General features: G+C 60.5%; 13 protein-coding genes. 6 read left to right on the forward strand and 7 right to left on the reverse strand.

The annotated features are described in order from the left end of the window. Nucleotides 1–573: 573 nt before the first annotated feature. Nucleotides 574–1,875 carry a xylose isomerase gene (gene xylA / locus FEV53_RS13945; protein WP_142835434.1) on the forward strand — a complete coding sequence of 434 codons (1,302 nt, stop codon included), beginning with the start codon at nucleotides 574–576 and terminating at the stop codon, nucleotides 1,873–1,875. A 65-nt stretch (nucleotides 1,876–1,940) separates the two neighbouring features. Here the strand turns inward: xylA and FEV53_RS13950 are convergent, their stop codons facing one another. The 6 genes from FEV53_RS13950 to FEV53_RS13975 all read right to left on the reverse strand — a co-directional run bounded on the left by FEV53_RS13950 (nucleotide 1,941) and on the right by FEV53_RS13975 (nucleotide 7,899). Then, nucleotides 1,941–4,001, reverse strand: a complete 2,061-nt coding sequence (locus tag FEV53_RS13950) for an acetyl-CoA carboxylase biotin carboxylase subunit (protein WP_142835435.1) — start codon at nucleotides 3,999–4,001, stop codon at nucleotides 1,941–1,943. Next, nucleotides 3,991–4,176, reverse strand: a complete 186-nt coding sequence (locus FEV53_RS13955) for a hypothetical protein (RefSeq protein ID WP_142835436.1) — start codon at nucleotides 4,174–4,176, stop codon at nucleotides 3,991–3,993. Before FEV53_RS13955 ends, FEV53_RS13950 begins: the two co-directional genes overlap by 11 nt. Nucleotides 4,177–4,343: 167 nt before the next feature. Further along, on the reverse strand, nucleotides 4,344–4,541 hold the full coding sequence (locus tag FEV53_RS13960) for a hypothetical protein (RefSeq protein ID WP_142835437.1): 198 nt from the start codon (nucleotides 4,539–4,541) through the stop codon (nucleotides 4,344–4,346). Between the two features lie 265 nt (nucleotides 4,542–4,806). After that, nucleotides 4,807–5,151, reverse strand: a complete 345-nt coding sequence (locus FEV53_RS13965) for a hypothetical protein (protein WP_142835438.1) — start codon at nucleotides 5,149–5,151, stop codon at nucleotides 4,807–4,809. A gap of 65 nt (nucleotides 5,152–5,216) precedes the next feature. Beyond that, nucleotides 5,217–6,749 (reverse strand): acyl-CoA carboxylase subunit beta, encoded by a 1,533-nt coding sequence (locus tag FEV53_RS13970; protein ID WP_142835439.1) that lies wholly within the window; start codon nucleotides 6,747–6,749, stop codon nucleotides 5,217–5,219. Nucleotides 6,750–6,849: 100 nt separating this feature from the next. Beyond that, entirely contained in the window at nucleotides 6,850–7,899 is a 1,050-nt protein-coding gene (locus FEV53_RS13975) for an endonuclease/exonuclease/phosphatase family protein (protein WP_142835440.1), read from the reverse strand. 241 nt (nucleotides 7,900–8,140) lie between these two features. Here FEV53_RS13975 and FEV53_RS13980 point away from each other — a divergent pair, with 241 nt between their 5' ends. Then, complete coding sequence (locus tag FEV53_RS13980) at nucleotides 8,141–9,298, forward strand: multidrug effflux MFS transporter (RefSeq protein ID WP_246100826.1); 1,158 nt, start codon at nucleotides 8,141–8,143, stop codon at nucleotides 9,296–9,298. On the opposite strand, the gene FEV53_RS13985 is transcribed toward FEV53_RS13980, so the two are convergent. Beyond that, nucleotides 9,299–9,871, reverse strand: coding sequence for a hemerythrin domain-containing protein (locus FEV53_RS13985; RefSeq protein WP_142835442.1), 573 nt, complete (start codon nucleotides 9,869–9,871; stop codon nucleotides 9,299–9,301). It abuts the gene before it with no gap. Between the two features lie 50 nt (nucleotides 9,872–9,921). On the opposite strand from FEV53_RS13985, the gene thpR reads away from it, so the two are divergent. The 4 genes from thpR to ffh all read left to right on the forward strand — a co-directional run bounded on the left by thpR (nucleotide 9,922) and on the right by ffh (nucleotide 14,330). Continuing rightward, nucleotides 9,922–10,464: an RNA 2',3'-cyclic phosphodiesterase gene (gene thpR / locus FEV53_RS13990; RefSeq protein WP_142835443.1), complete on the forward strand. Its 543-nt coding sequence runs from the start codon at nucleotides 9,922–9,924 to the stop codon at nucleotides 10,462–10,464. 144 nt (nucleotides 10,465–10,608) lie between these two features. Then, complete coding sequence (purF, locus tag FEV53_RS13995) at nucleotides 10,609–12,096, forward strand: amidophosphoribosyltransferase (RefSeq protein WP_142835444.1); 1,488 nt, start codon at nucleotides 10,609–10,611, stop codon at nucleotides 12,094–12,096. A gap of 97 nt (nucleotides 12,097–12,193) precedes the next feature. After that, the gene (locus tag FEV53_RS14000; RefSeq protein WP_142835445.1) at nucleotides 12,194–12,670 is read left to right on the forward strand and encodes a hypothetical protein; all 477 of its coding nucleotides are present in this window, start codon (nucleotides 12,194–12,196) and stop codon (nucleotides 12,668–12,670) included. Nucleotides 12,671–12,836: 166 nt separating this feature from the next. Further along, a complete protein-coding gene (gene ffh / locus FEV53_RS14005) occupies nucleotides 12,837–14,330 on the forward strand; it encodes a signal recognition particle protein (protein WP_142835446.1) in 1,494 nt (497 codons plus the stop codon).

The raw sequence follows: 14,330 nt of genomic DNA on the forward strand, positions 1-14,330 counted from the left end.
CCGATATGCAAACGTCCGTCAGTCGAATGACCAGAACCGCCCGCATATCTCTTCAGATACTCGCAATTTCAAAGAGCTACCGACACAAAACTCAACAGATGCGCCCTAAACTAACGGCGCGCCCGCCTCATAATGTCCCGATGTCAGACCGCCTCATAAACACCAACTCAAGACCATCGTCAACCCGAAAGTTAACCGCCCCGTGTCAGCGTCGCCTCAGCGACCCCCCCAACCGCGCCTCAGCGCCGCCGGTGAAAGGGCTTCTAAGTGTACCATGAAGACGCCGCAAGCAGTTTTTTGGCGGAACCACCAATTTCATGCAACTTGACCATTTGCTGCGGAAAATCAGGGTTTTGAGTAATTCGCCGAAAGGATTGCCTAAGATTTGGAGAAAATCCTGTCGCCATTCTCTCTTGAGACCCAGGAAATCACGATACCGGCTACCAAAGTCAGACGAGGAGCGGCATCTGAGCAGGGAATCGAATGTCATTTTTCGCACCTTTGGCCCTCTCTGCTGGTATTGAACACCAGAGCCGCTACGGTCCTTCTGATCATCAACTGGGAGAAGCCTGCATGTCCGGCTATTTTGATGGCGTCCCGCATATTACATATGAGGGACCTGACAGTGAAAACCCATTTGCGTTTCGCCACTACGACCCTGATCGGGTGGTTCACGGCAAAACGCTGCGGGAGCATCTGAGATTCGCCGTCGCCTATTGGCACAGTCTTGCCTGGCCCGGCGGAGACCCGTTTGGCGGGCAGACATTTGAGCGGCCTTGGTTCGGCGACAGCATGGCCCACGCGAAGGCTAAAGCGGATGCGGCGTTTGATCTCTTTACCCGTTTGGACGTGCCGTTCTTCTGTTTTCACGATGCAGATGTCCGCCCGGAGGGGGACAGCTTTGCGGAAACACGACGGAACCTCGAAGAGATCGTCGATTATCTCGGACAGAAGATGGAGAGGACGGGCATCGGCCTCTTGTGGGGGACCGCGAATCTGTTCAGCCACCGCCGCTTCATGGCGGGAGCGGCAACAAACCCAGACCCCGATGTCTTTGCGTGGTCTGCGGCAACAGTGAAAAGTTGTATAGATGCGACTCACCGGTTGAGCGGACAGAACTACGTGCTCTGGGGGGGGCGCGAAGGGTATGAGACGCTTCTGAACACTGACCTCGGCCGCGAAGCCGAACAAGCCGGACGGTTCCTCTCCATGGTGGTCGAGTACAAACACCAGATCGGATTCGAGGGGGCTTTGCTCATTGAGCCGAAGCCACAGGAGCCCACCAAGCATCAGTACGATTACGATGTCGCGACGGTCTACGGCTTCCTCAAACGGTTCGGGCTCGAAAACGAGGTGAAGCTGAACATCGAGCAAGGCCACGCGATTCTCGCCGGACACAGCTTTGAGCACGAGCTGGCACTGGCGGCCTCGCTGGGACTGCTCGGATCCATCGACATGAACCGCAACGATTACCAATCCGGTTGGGACACCGACCAGTTCCCCAACAGCGTCCCCGAAGTGGCGCTGGCCTATTACGAAATCCTGAGAGCCGGCGGTTTTACGACCGGGGGTACGAATTTCGATGCTAAACTGCGGCGCCAGTCCCTCGACCCCGAGGATCTGGTGCTGGCCCATTCCGGTGCCATGGATGTCTGCGCGCGCGGGCTGATCGCGGCGGAAGAGATGCTGGAAGACGGCGGGCTGGAGGCAGCGCGGGCCGAACGCTATGCGGGCTGGGACACGCCCGAAGCACAGGCCATGCTGCAAAGCGACCTCGCCAGTATCGCCAACCGGGTCGAGGCTGAAGGTCTCAATCCCGATCCCCGGTCGGGCCGACAGGAGCGGCTGGAGAATTACGTCAATCGCTTCATCTGACGCGATTGCCAAAACGAAAACCGGGGGCCGATTGGCCCCCGGTAAGTGTCAGCGAGTTATGTGGATCATTCGAATTCGAGGATCACATCATCCACAGCAAGGCTGTCGCCCGCGCTGGCGTTGATCTTCGAAACCTTCCCCTTCCGCTCGGCACGAAGGATGTTCTCCATCTTCATCGCCTCAACGACGCAAAGGGCCTGCCCCTCTTCAACCTCGTCGCCCTCAGCCACGCTGAGGCTGACGATGAGACCCGGCATCGGGCAAAGGAGCAGTTTGCTCGTGTCCGCCGCGACCTTTTCAGGCATATGGCGAACCAGATCGGCCTGACGCGGGGTCCAGACCTTGGCCACAAGATTGGCGCCACGCGTCCGGAAGCGGAAACCACCGGGCGAGCGGCCAACCTTCAACACCAGCTCTTCGCCATCGACCATCAGGCGCGCGAGGCTCTGCCCCGGTTGCCAGTCCGACGTGACCCGCATCTGGCGTCCGTCATCAAAGGAAACTGTCGAGCCCTCATGATCGGCGGCGATCACCACCGCGGCCTCATAATCACCGATCATGACGATCCAATCGGTACCGACCCGGCGTTCGTGATTGTCCATCCGACCCGAAATCCGGGTCCGGCGAATCTCGGCAACCCGATTCATCGCAGCGGCGGCGGCAGCAACCCGGTCGAGTGCCGCGTCAGGCAGTCCGACGCCCTCGAACCCGTCTGGATATTCCTCTTCGATAAACGCCGTGGTGATGTCGCCGGAGACAAAGCGCGGGTGATCCATCACAGCCGACAGGAAGGGCAAGTTATGGCCAATCCCCTCCAGTTCGAACCGGTCGAGCGCCACGCGCATCGCCTCGATCGCCGTCGCGCGGTCCGGACCCCAGGTGCAGAGCTTGGCGATCATCGGGTCGTAATACATGGAGATCTCGCCGCCCTCATAGACGCCGGTATCATTACGCACCGCAGTCTTGCCCTCGGGGGCCTCGACGCCGCCAGGTTGGGGCAGCCACTTGCCATTGTCCTGCATCGGACCGGCGGCGACCTCCATCGGAGGACGGTAACGGGTCAGGCGACCGATGGATGGCAGGAACCCCCGATACGGGTCCTCCGCATAGAGCCGGCTCTCGATGGCCCAGCCGGTGAGCGTGACGTCATCCTGCGTGATCGACAGCTTTTCACCAGCCGCCACGCGGATCATCTGCTCCACCAGATCGACACCGGTGATCAGTTCGGACACCGGGTGTTCCACCTGCAGACGGGTGTTCATCTCAAGGAAATAGAAGTTCCGCTCGCCATCGACGATGAATTCCACCGTCCCGGCACTGGCGTAACCCACGGCCTTCGCCAGAGCGACGGCCTGTTCACCCATCGCTTTACGGGTGGCCTCATCAAGGAAGGGCGAGGGCGCCTCTTCGATGACCTTCTGGTTCCGTCGCTGAATCGAGCATTCCCGCTCCCCCAGATACACGGCGTTACCGTGACCATCGGCCAGAACCTGAATCTCGATGTGACGGGGCTGGGTGACGAATTTTTCGATGAAAATTCGGTCATCGCCAAAGCTATTCGCCGCTTCGTTCTTGGAGGACTGGAAGCCTTCGCGGGCCTCCTCATCGTTCCAGGCAATGCGCATGCCCTTGCCGCCGCCACCAGCGCTGGCCTTAATCATCACCGGATAGCCGATCTGCGTGGCGATCTCCACCGCTTCTTCAGCATCCTCAATCAAGCCCATATGGCCGGGAACGGTCGACACACCGGCCTCGTCAGCGATCTTCTTCGAGGTGATCTTGTCCCCCATCGCTTCGATGGCGCCGACGGGCGGGCCAATGAACGCGACACCCTCGGCCTTCAGAGCTTCGGCAAATTTGGGGTTCTCGGACAGAAAGCCGTACCCGGGATGCACAGCTTCGGCGCCCGTGTCCCGGATCGCCTGCATCACCTTGTCGATGACGATGTAGGACTGGTTGGCAGGAGGCGGGCCGATATGCACCGCCTCATCGGCCATCTCCACATGCAGCGCGTTTTTGTCAGCGTCAGAGTAAAGCGCGACGGTGGAGATACCCATCTTGCGCGCGGTCTTAATTACCCGACAGGCAATTTCGCCCCTGTTGGCGATCAGGATCTTACTGAACATAGTCAATCCCCGGACGCGGACACATCTCGGGGACGACGCCCTTGCAGGGATCATCAGGCGCATAGCCGGGTTCGGCGGCATAGACGGTGTTCGTATCCTCTGGCGTCGTGGCACACCCGGCCAGAAGCGTTGCGGTCAGAAGAACGGCCGACAGGCCAAGCGCGCTGGATTTCATAAAGCTCTCCTTCTCTTTGCATCGGTGATGCCACCAATATCAAAGGGTGTCACCCGCCTTCGACCAAAGCGCATTCTGTTTTCGCAAACGACAGGGGTTGTTTTCGCAAACAAGAAAACGCGGCCCCCATGGGACCGCGTTCCGAGTTTTCGCAGGTCTGCGTTCGCTTAGTTGGCAAGCCCGACATCGTCGGCCAGCGCACCACCGATCGCGCCGACAGCGGCACCTGCGACAGGCTCGTCGAAAGCGACCTCACCAATAGCAGCACCGCCAAGTGCACCGGTACCCGCGCGCTCGAGGTCGGTATTGCCGCAGGCCGACAGGGTCAGGGCAGCGGCGGTAACCAGAACGAAAAACTTCGGCATTATTGTTCTCCTGAGAAGTGGCTGTCGCGAGGGCGATCAGCGCGTGTTTCAAGGGTTTAATGACGAAAGCGACATTGAGTTCCAAAAAAAATGGCCCGATCTCAAAAAGACCGGGCCAAAAGGTGAAATGGGTAACGCAACGTGCCGAACGATAGGACCGCTCGACAACCTGAGGTTACCGCTGACGCAAAGGAAGGCGCAAGAGAAAACTAACAACCTATGAGGGAAATTCTGTAAAAATCTCTATTTTGAGGTTCATACAAAGTCAGATTATTGCGCCAGGAAAACTCAGCTTTGCTACATCTACATCGATCCGCAGGAGCGAATCATAGCTCTCCGGGTCGAATGGTTCTTCGGCTGGGACGACTTCGCGCCCAAAGAGCCAATTCAGACGCCCTGCATCAAGATTTCCACGCTCGAAGGGCGCATCTCCGAAATGCTCCCAAAGTGCTGCGAGAAAGGCTTCGTCGGCCTGCCGGTCCATCGGCTTGCGATCACGATATCGCTCGCGCGCCACCAGCGGTGTGACCCCGCGGGGGTTGGCCCGCCGAATCGTGAACTGAAAATCGCTTCCCGGCAGACGGCTGGGAAAGCCCTTGTGCTTTTGCATGTCTCTCTCCGAACCCGACCGGAACGAGCCGGTCGGATCATGATCTTAGCTCTGCCCCCAGCAGGTCAGAGTGGGATGTTATCGTGCTTTTTCCAAGGATTCTGTAGCTTTTTGTTCCGCAGCGACGCAAAGGCCCGGCTCACCCGGCGCCGGGTCGAATGGGGCTGAATGACCTCGTCGATAAAGCCTCGCTCGGCAGCTTTGAACGGGTTGGCAAAGTTCTTCTCATATTCTGCCGTCCGCGCCGCAATCTTCTCCGGATCGCCCAGATCCGCGCGATAAAGGATCTCGGTCGCCCCTTTTGCGCCCATCACAGCGATCTGAGCGGTGGGCCAGGCGTAGTTCAGATCGCCCCGGAGGTGCTTGGACGACATCACGTCGTAGGCACCACCATAAGCCTTGCGGGTGATCACAGTCACCTTCGGCACCGTCGCTTCGCCATAGGCAAAGAGCAGCTTTGCGCCATGCTTGATGACGCCGTTATATTCCTGACTCGTGCCGGGCAGGAAGCCGGGCACGTCCACCAGCGTCAGGATCGGGATTTCGAACGCGTCGCAGAAGCGCACGAACCGCGCGGCCTTACGCGAGCTGTCGATATCGAGCACCCCAGCCAGCACCATGGGCTGGTTCGCCACCACACCCACCGGACGTCCTTCGAGACGGATGAAGCCGGTGATGATGTTCTTGGCAAAGTCTTCCTGGATCTCGAAGAAATCACCCTCATCGGCGATCTTCGTGATCAGCTCCTTCATATCGTAGGGTGAGTTGGGATTGTCAGGTATCAGCGTATCAAGGCTCTCCTCTACGCGAGCCACATCGTCGAAGAACGGGCGCACCGGGACAGGCGACCGGTTCGAGGCGGGCAGGAAGTCCACCAACCGCCTTACTTCGATCAGCGCTTCGACGTCGTTCTCGAACGCCCCATCAGCCACGGAGGATTTGCGGGTATGGGTGGTCGCGCCGCCCAGTTCCTCGGCGGTCACGACCTCATTGGTCACGGTCTTCACCACATCGGGGCCGGTGACGAACATGTAGGAGGTGTCCTTCACCATGAAGATGAAGTCCGTCATCGCAGGCGAATAGACCGCACCACCGGCGCAGGGCCCCATGATGACGCTGATCTGGGGGATCACACCAGAGGCCAGAACGTTACGCTGGAACACCTCGGCATAGCCCGCGAGGCTGGCGACACCCTCTTGAATCCGCGCTCCGCCTGAATCATTCAGGCCGATCACGGGCGCACCGTTTTGCATCGCCATATCCATGATCTTGCAGATCTTCTGGGCATGGGTCTCGGAGAGTGAACCGCCCAGAACGGTGAAGTCCTGACTATAGACATAGACCTGACGGCCATTGATCGTACCCCAGCCAGTGACCACGCCATCACCGGGGACTTTATTCTCCGCCATGCCGAAATCCGTGGCCCGGTGGGTCACGAACATGTCGAACTCCTCGAAAGAGCCCTCGTCCAGCAACAATTCGATCCGCTCACGCGCGGTCAGCTTGCCCTTGGCGTGCTGAGCCTCGATCCGCTTGTCCCCGCCGCCGTTCCGCGCAACGTTGCGCCGGTTTTCGAGCTCTTCAAGGATATCCTTCATACGTTTCTCTCCTGCCGTTGGGACGCGCGCCGAGCGCATTTCGGGCAGCATAGGCGGCACTCAGCTTGCGGGGAAGCGGTAATCCCGTTGAATCCCGGAGTTAGCGACGGACGGCAGCGCCATCAGAGGCGTCTTCGCGGATGATAACGCTGACGGGAAAATGGTCGCTGAACCCGTTGCGGTTCACATGACGGGCAGGGTCGCCTTTGGGCAAACCAAAGCGCAGGGGTCCTTCGGAGACCCGATGGCTGACCATCTGCGGCAAGAGTACCAAACCCGCCGTGTCGTCGCAGAGATGAAACGGACCTTTGCCATCAATCAAGGCTCTGGCCGCAAGGATCTGGTCAAAGAGATCCCCGTCTCCCCCATGGTAGAGCGATCCATCGAGCCCGCGCTTGTTTCCCTGATGATCGATGGCTGCGCTGCGCAGGTAGGACCAGCTCAGATTCCAGAGCTTAGCCGACTCGCTGCGTTCCACATCGCCACGCTCGCGGGTCGCGTTGGCGTTAAACGTCACCGAGCCATCCCAAGGATTGTCGTTCAGGTCCCCCATGACCAACAATGCAGGACGCGGGCCCACCGCATCCCGAATCCTTTCGTGCCAATAGCCCACCGTTTCCCCAGCCGTAGCGCGAAACCCCGCCGACTTCTCGGCGCCGCCGGACCGCGATGGCCAATGATTACACATGATGATGAGATCATTGCCCGCCTGACTGCGGAACGTCACCTGCACGATATCCCGTGTTCCGGTCCGCCGCAGCACAAAGTGAGAAAAGACCAGCCCGTCAGGCACGGAAAACTGCGTGTCATCGAAGATGAATGCTGTGTCGATCCCCCTCTTATCCAGTTCAGATTCCGCGTGCTGTACGCCGTAGTTACGGTGAGGCAATGCCTGTGAAATGGTGTCCACCAGTCGATCCAACACAAAACGGTTCTCGACCTCGCAAACCCCGAGAATGTCAGGACCCCGCCCGTCATTCATGGCAGAGATAACCACGGCCAGCTGATCAAGCTTGCGCTGAAACAGCGCCTCGTCCCACCCCTTCAACTCTCGCCCGATCCGCCTTTGCAACCAATCCGGGCGGTCCGGATAGGTCTCGGGCGCAAACAGGTTTTCAACGTTCCAAAATGCAACAAAGTATTCGGGCATCAGCGCCCCCAAAATCAAAGATAAACATATTTCTTATAATTATCATATTCTTGCAGAAAAGTCACCCGCCAAACCCGACCGCTGGCCAACCGATGGCCTTGGACGGATCACTGGCTCAGTCTATCTGCTCTCCCAGACAGCCTGTTTTCAGGGCGTCGTATCTGTTTTTCCCGGCCCGCTCATGTCACCGCCCCGCACAGCGAAATTCCTCGATCGCAGCACACCACCTCACGTGGTCACGATGGTCGCACTTGCATCGCTGGCGGCCATGTCGATGAATCTGTTTCTGCCTTCGCTGCCCAAGATGACCGCCTATTTCGGCACAAGCTACGCCGTGATGCAAATCACGGTGGCTGGATATCTCGGCGTCAATGGCGTGATGCAACTGGTCATCGGGCCGCTCTCGGATAATCTTGGCCGCCGGCGGGTGCTTCTCTGGGCCATAGTAATTTTTGTGTTCGCAACGGTGGGTTGCCTGCTCTCCACCCATATCGCTGCATTCCTGATCTTTCGTGGATTTCAGGCCGTGATCGTCGCCGCGCTGATCCTGCCCCGCGCAGCGATCCGGGACCTTTACCCCACGAACGAAGCCGCCGCCATGATCGGCTATGTGACCATGGGCATGTCCGTCGCCCCCATGGTGGCTCCGGCTGTGGGAGGCGCCCTGCAGGGCCTGTTCGGGTGGCAAGCGAGCTTTGGCCTTCTGGCGATCCTCGGCGTTCTGCTCACCTGGGTCGCCTGGCGCGACATGGGTGAGACAGCCGCGCGCTCGCACGCGACCCTGACCCAGCAATTCCGCCAGTACCCCGTCCTGTTCAGATCGCCCCGCTTCTGGGGCTACGCTGGAACGGCGGCGTTTTGCTCGGGAACGTTTTTCGCCTACCTTGGCGGAGCACCTTACGTCGGCAGCGAGATCTTTGGCCTGACACCAACCCATCTCGGCCTGCTCTTCGGTGCTCCGTCCATCGGCTATTTCATCGGCAATGGCCTCACGGGCAGGTTTGCCGCACTCAAAGGACCGAATCGGATGATCATTGCAGGCGTGATCGTCACAGCTATCGGCCCCGCGCTCTCGCTGGTTCTGACTTTCGTGATGCCCACAAATCCGTTGACCTTCTTTGGGCCAATGATCCTGACGGGTATTGGCAACGGACTGGTGCTGCCAAGCGCCACTGCGGGCATGATGTCCGTCCGACCTGAGCTGGCCGGCACAGCCAGTGGCCTAGGAGGGGCCGTGAATATCGGCGGTGGAGCGACGCTGTCAGCTCTCGCCGGCGTACTGCTCATGGAGGCAGAAACCGCCCTGCCACTGGTCAGCCTGATGCTCGCCTCGGCCGTTCTGTCTGCTCTGGGCATTGTCGTCGTACTGCTGCGCGAAGCCCGCCTGAGCAGGGGCTAATCAACCGATTTCGGGCGCATACCGGAGGATCAGCGGTACAACGAGGTCTTCTTCGTCTTCCAGATGTCGGTCGAGGAACCGGTGAAAGCCGCCCAAAACCTCCAGATGCTGTCCTACAGCCGTTCGCGGATCGGCACCGGCCAGCCCGGTCAGCGCGCCATTTGCCGCCTCCGCCAGAGCAGCCATCTGCGCGTCCAGTGCGTGATGATCGGCATCCAGCAGATCAAAACCCCGCTCCAACCGCCCATCAAGCGCTTGGAGAACCGGGAAATAATGGTGATCTTCGATCCCATGATGGCCATGGAGTTCCTGCAACAGAAACCCGCCATACCTGCTCGTCTCACGACCGAAGCGCTGAGGGTCCAGGTCCCCCTGCAACAAAGCCTCCGCCCCCTGCCGCAAACGCCCCAGCACTTCGCGGAACATCAGATGCCGGTCGAGCCAGAATCGGGTCAGGGGTGAGAAGTTCGGGTGCGCCTCCCACGTACCGCGCGGCAGCTCATCCACGAGCACACGCAGGGCATCGGGAAGGCCCGCGCGATGGGTCAGGGAGATTTCAGGGTTGTCACTCATACACCCGGTTATCCTTTCCTCATTCCAGAAACAAATATAGCGCTCGGATCATGCGCTGCTTTATCGCCCTCAGACCAAGTTTTTTTCAAACCCGCGCTCTGACCGCGCTGGGAGACCGGCTGCGCTGTGGCCGACAAGTCGCAGAGGATGACCTTCACCTCACGCTGGCTTTTATGGAAAAGGCCTCCCAAGATGCGCTCGAAGATCTCAACGCCCTCCTGGATCTCCTGAAGCCCGGGCCGGTCATGCTGGGATTTCATGGCGTGGACCAGTTCGGAAGGGACAAGCCCAAGTCGGTCCACGCCCTCGCATTGCACGAGCCCGGGCTGATCGCCTTGCATGACCGGATCGCAGGACTGTGCCGCCGTGCGGACCTGTCCGTGCCGAAACGCCGCTTTGTCCCCCATGTGACGCTGGCACGGTTCCGCAACCAGATAACGCCCGCCGAGATCGAGCGGACAGGCATGTTTCTGGAGGCAAACGGCACGTTCCGCCTCGATCCCGAACCGATTCATGAGGTCGAGCTGATCCGCTCGACCCTGACCCCCGCTGGCGCGCAATACGACACGCTGGCCAGCTATGATCTCCGTTGACCGGGCCACTATGCCACAAAGACAAACGTTGGCAGAGGCTTGCGCCCCAACCGTGTCTTTTCCGCACGTTGTATGACAAGAGGGTGACAAGCGCCCCTCAAAACCCTAAACGAAGGCATCCCGAGTCCCAGCCGGAGCCCCCCCATGGCCGTGCCCGCCTCGAAAACCCTGCCTGACCATCCCTTCACATCACACGATGACAAGCTCCACGAGGAATGCGGCGTCTTTGGCGTAACCGGCGTCACCGACGCCGCGAACTTTGTCGCCCTCGGCCTGCATGCGCTGCAACACCGCGGCCAGGAAGCTGGCGGCATCGTCAGCCACGACCCGGAGCAGGGTTTCAACTCCGCCCGGCGTTTTGGCTATGTGCGCGACAACTTTACGAAACAGTCACTCATGGACACGCTGCCCGGTCCGCTGGCCATCGGACATGTGCGCTATTCCACCGCGGGATCCAAAGGCAACACCCAGATCCGCGACGTGCAGCCGTTTTTCGGCGAGTTCTCCATGGGCGGCGCGGCGATCGCCCATAACGGCAACATCGTCAATGCCGACGCGCTGCGGCGTGAGCTGATCGGGGCGGGGTCGATTTTCCAGTCGTCGAGCGATTCGGAATGCATCATTCACCTGATGGCCCGCTCGCTCCAGCGTAAGATCCCCGAACGGATGCAGGACGCCCTGCGCCGGGTCGAAGGCGCGTTTTCGGTTGTCGCCATGACCCGGACCAAGCTGATCGGCGTGCGCGACCCGCTGGGTGTTCGTCCGCTGGTATTGGGCAAGATCGGTGACGAAGGCTGGGTTCTGTCCTCCGAGACCTGCGCGCTCGACATCATCGGAGCCGAAGTGGTGCGCGAGGTTGAACCCGGCGAGATGGTTGTGATTGAAAATGGTGAGGTAACCTCGCACCGTCCGTTCGCGCCGCAAAAGCCGCGGTTTTGCATCTTCGAGCACGTCTATTTCTCACGACCCGACAGCATTTTGGGCGGGCGGTCAGTCTATGAAACCAGGCGACAGATCGGTGTAGAGCTGGCCCGCGAGGCGCCCGTCGAGGCCGATCTGGTCTGTCCCGTACCCGACAGCGGCACCCCTGCGGCCATCGGCTATAGTCAGGAATCGGGCATTCCCTACGCGATGGGAATTATCCGCAACCAGTATATGGGTCGGACCTTCATCGAGCCCACGGAGCAGATCCGCAACATGGGGGTGCGGCTGAAACTGAACGTGAACCGCGCGCTCATTCGCGGCAAGCGGGTGATTTTGGTGGACGATTCGGTCGTTCGCGGCACCACCACTGTGAAGATCCGCGAGATGCTGATGGATGCAGGCGCGGCTGAAGTGCATTTCCGGATCGCCAGTCCGCCAACTGCGTGGCCCTGTTTCTATGGCGTGGACACGCCGGACCGGGAAAAGCTCCTCGCGGCTCAGATGAGCCCTGACGAAATGGCAGGCTATCTCAAGGTCGATTCGCTGCAATTCATCACTCTGGATGGGCTATACCGCGCGGTCGGCGAAGCCAACGGGCGCAACCCGGAGCAGCCGCAGTATTGCGATGCCTGCTTCTCCGGTGACTATCCGGTCGCCCCGTCGGACCGGATCGAAAAGGGTTTCCGCACCAAGGCAGCCGCGGAGTAACGGAGCAGCCGTCGCGGTATTTCGCGCGGCGCACGGAACCAACTTGGGGCTCTGGTCATTGCCCGGGTAACACCGAGCCTGTTGAACGGAGCCCGCCATGACCCCATCGTCCCGCAACGCCGCCATCGCCGCCGCGTCCACTCTCATCCCGCTCGTCGCCGGAGCCATTGTTGCCGCTCGATCGGACCGCAGTGCGGTAGACCGCCTTTCTTCCCGCGTCTCAGACGCTTGGGAGAACCGCCCCGATCTCGAGTCGCATCTAAGCGACCTCCGCGATCGGGCCAACGCCCTAGGCCACCGCCTCGACCCCCGGCGCGATGATGACAGCGACCGGCTTCGGATGCTCCTGGCCGCCGGAGCCACCGCACTGCTTGTCCCCGCCGCAATCGCCGCGCTGATCGGAGCCAAGCGGCGCAATACCGTCGTCGAAGAGGTAACCGAGTCTCTGCCCGACGAAGAGCGGATCCGCAGCGCTGTCTCCGACATTTCCGAGCGGCTCCAATCCCTGAGCGCTCATCTGGAGCAACAGCGCGAAAACGCGTTTGAAATGGTTCGGGACGCGGCCCGCACCTGAACCGCGACAGGCAGGGGCGGCTTGACTCACCGTCGCCTCTGTCCTAATCTCGCCCCAACTCCGGGACTAATGTGTTCCCGGTCCCGACATGTGGTCGGGATCGCCCCCCGTCAGCGAGGATTCGCCCACGGGGGCGTTTGTCGTATACGAAACGGGGGAGCCCGGGATGTTCGAGAACCTGTCAGAGCGCCTCTCCGGCGTCTTCGACCGCCTGACGAAGCAAGGCGCGCTGAGTGACGAGGACGTCAAGACCGCCCTGCGCGAAGTCCGCGTGGCGCTGCTGGAGGCCGACGTCTCGCTTCCCGTGGCCCGTGATTTCGTCAAAGCGGTGCAGGAAAAGGCGACCGGTCAGGCCGTCACCAAATCCATCACCCCGGGACAACAGGTCGTCAAAATCGTTCATGACGAGCTGGTGCATGTGTTGGCGGGCGACGCTGGCGAAGCCGGTCAGCTGAAGATCGACCAGATCCCCGCTCCGATCCTGATGGTCGGTCTGCAGGGCTCTGGTAAGACAACGACGACCGCCAAACTCGCCAAGCGCCTGAAAGAACGCGATAACAAGCGGGTTCTGATGGCCTCGCTCGACACCAACCGCCCCGCCGCCATGGAGCAGTTGCAGATCCTCGGCGCGCAGATCGGCGTGGATACCCTGCCCATCGTCAAGGGCGAGACCCCGGTCCAGATTGCCAAACGCGCGAAGACTCAGGCCAGCCTCGGCGGTTACGACGTCTACATGCTCGATACCGCGGGCCGTCTGCATATCGACGAAGAGCTGATCCAGCAGGCCGCCGAAGTACGCGACGTTGCCAACCCGCGCGAAACGCTGCTGGTGGTGGACGGTCTGACGGGTCAGGACGCAGTGAACGTCGCCACCGAATTTGACGATAAAATCGGCGTCACCGGCGTGGTGCTCACCCGGATGGACGGCGACGGTCGCGGTGGTGCGGCCCTGTCCATGCGCGCCGTCACCGGTAAGCCCATCAAGTTCGTCGGCCTCGGCGAAAAGATGGAAGCGCTGGAGACCTTCGAGCCCGAGCGGATCGCGGGCCGGATCCTCGGGATGGGCGACATCGTCGCGCTTGTGGAAAAGGCTCAGGCCACCATCGAGCAGGAACAGGCCGAGCGCATGATGAAGCGCTTCCAGAAAGGCCAGTTCAACATGAACGACCTGCGGACCCAGCTCGAGCAGATGCTCAAGATGGGCGGCATGGAAGGCGTGATGGGCATGATGCCCGGCATGGGCAAAATGGCCAAACAGGCGCAGGACGCGGGCTTTGACGACAGTATCCTGAAACGCCAGATCGCGCTGATCCAGTCGATGACAAAGAAAGAACGCGCCAACCCGCAACTGCTTCAGGCCAGCCGCAAAAAGCGGATCGCTGCCGGTGCGGGTCTTGAGGTCTCCGAACTGAATAAGCTTCTGAAAATGCACCGCCAGATGGCGGATATGATGAAGAAGATGGGCAAGGGCGGCATGCTGAAAAAAGCCATGGCCTCCATGTTCGGCAAAGGTGGCCCTTCCGAGGCCGAAATCGCAGCCGCGCAGGCCCAGATGGGCAAACTCGGCAAGATGCCAGCTGGCATGCCCGGCGGCCTTCCGGGTCTGGGCGGCGGCGCGGCCCTGCCTCCGGGTCTCTCCGGCTTCGGCAAGAAGAAGTAA

It is taken from the genome of Palleronia caenipelagi (assembly GCF_007004065.1).
GTDB lineage: Bacteria > Pseudomonadota > Alphaproteobacteria > Rhodobacterales > Rhodobacteraceae > Palleronia > Palleronia caenipelagi.

Excerpts from the sequence above, each read along its gene's own strand:
- thpR (WP_142835443.1), top strand. The coding sequence starts at position 9,922 with ATGCGCTGCTTTATCGCCCTCAGACCAAGTTTTTTTCAAACCCGCGCT.
- ffh (WP_142835446.1), top strand. The coding sequence starts at position 12,837 with ATGTTCGAGAACCTGTCAGAGCGCCTCTCCGGCGTCTTCGACCGCCTG.
- FEV53_RS13975 (WP_142835440.1), bottom strand. The coding sequence starts at position 7,899 with ATGCCCGAATACTTTGTTGCATTTTGGAACGTTGAAAACCTGTTTGCG.
- FEV53_RS13950 (WP_142835435.1), bottom strand. The coding sequence starts at position 4,001 with ATGTTCAGTAAGATCCTGATCGCCAACAGGGGCGAAATTGCCTGTCGG.
- FEV53_RS13980 (WP_246100826.1), top strand. The coding sequence starts at position 8,141 with ATGGTCGCACTTGCATCGCTGGCGGCCATGTCGATGAATCTGTTTCTG.
- FEV53_RS13965 (WP_142835438.1), bottom strand. The coding sequence starts at position 5,151 with ATGCAAAAGCACAAGGGCTTTCCCAGCCGTCTGCCGGGAAGCGATTTT.
- purF (WP_142835444.1), top strand. The coding sequence starts at position 10,609 with ATGGCCGTGCCCGCCTCGAAAACCCTGCCTGACCATCCCTTCACATCA.
- FEV53_RS13970 (WP_142835439.1), bottom strand. The coding sequence starts at position 6,749 with ATGAAGGATATCCTTGAAGAGCTCGAAAACCGGCGCAACGTTGCGCGG.
- FEV53_RS14000 (WP_142835445.1), top strand. The coding sequence starts at position 12,194 with ATGACCCCATCGTCCCGCAACGCCGCCATCGCCGCCGCGTCCACTCTC.
- xylA (WP_142835434.1), top strand. The coding sequence starts at position 574 with ATGTCCGGCTATTTTGATGGCGTCCCGCATATTACATATGAGGGACCT.
- FEV53_RS13955 (WP_142835436.1), bottom strand. The coding sequence starts at position 4,176 with ATGAAATCCAGCGCGCTTGGCCTGTCGGCCGTTCTTCTGACCGCAACG.
- FEV53_RS13985 (WP_142835442.1), bottom strand. The coding sequence starts at position 9,871 with ATGAGTGACAACCCTGAAATCTCCCTGACCCATCGCGCGGGCCTTCCC.
- FEV53_RS13960 (WP_142835437.1), bottom strand. The coding sequence starts at position 4,541 with ATGCCGAAGTTTTTCGTTCTGGTTACCGCCGCTGCCCTGACCCTGTCG.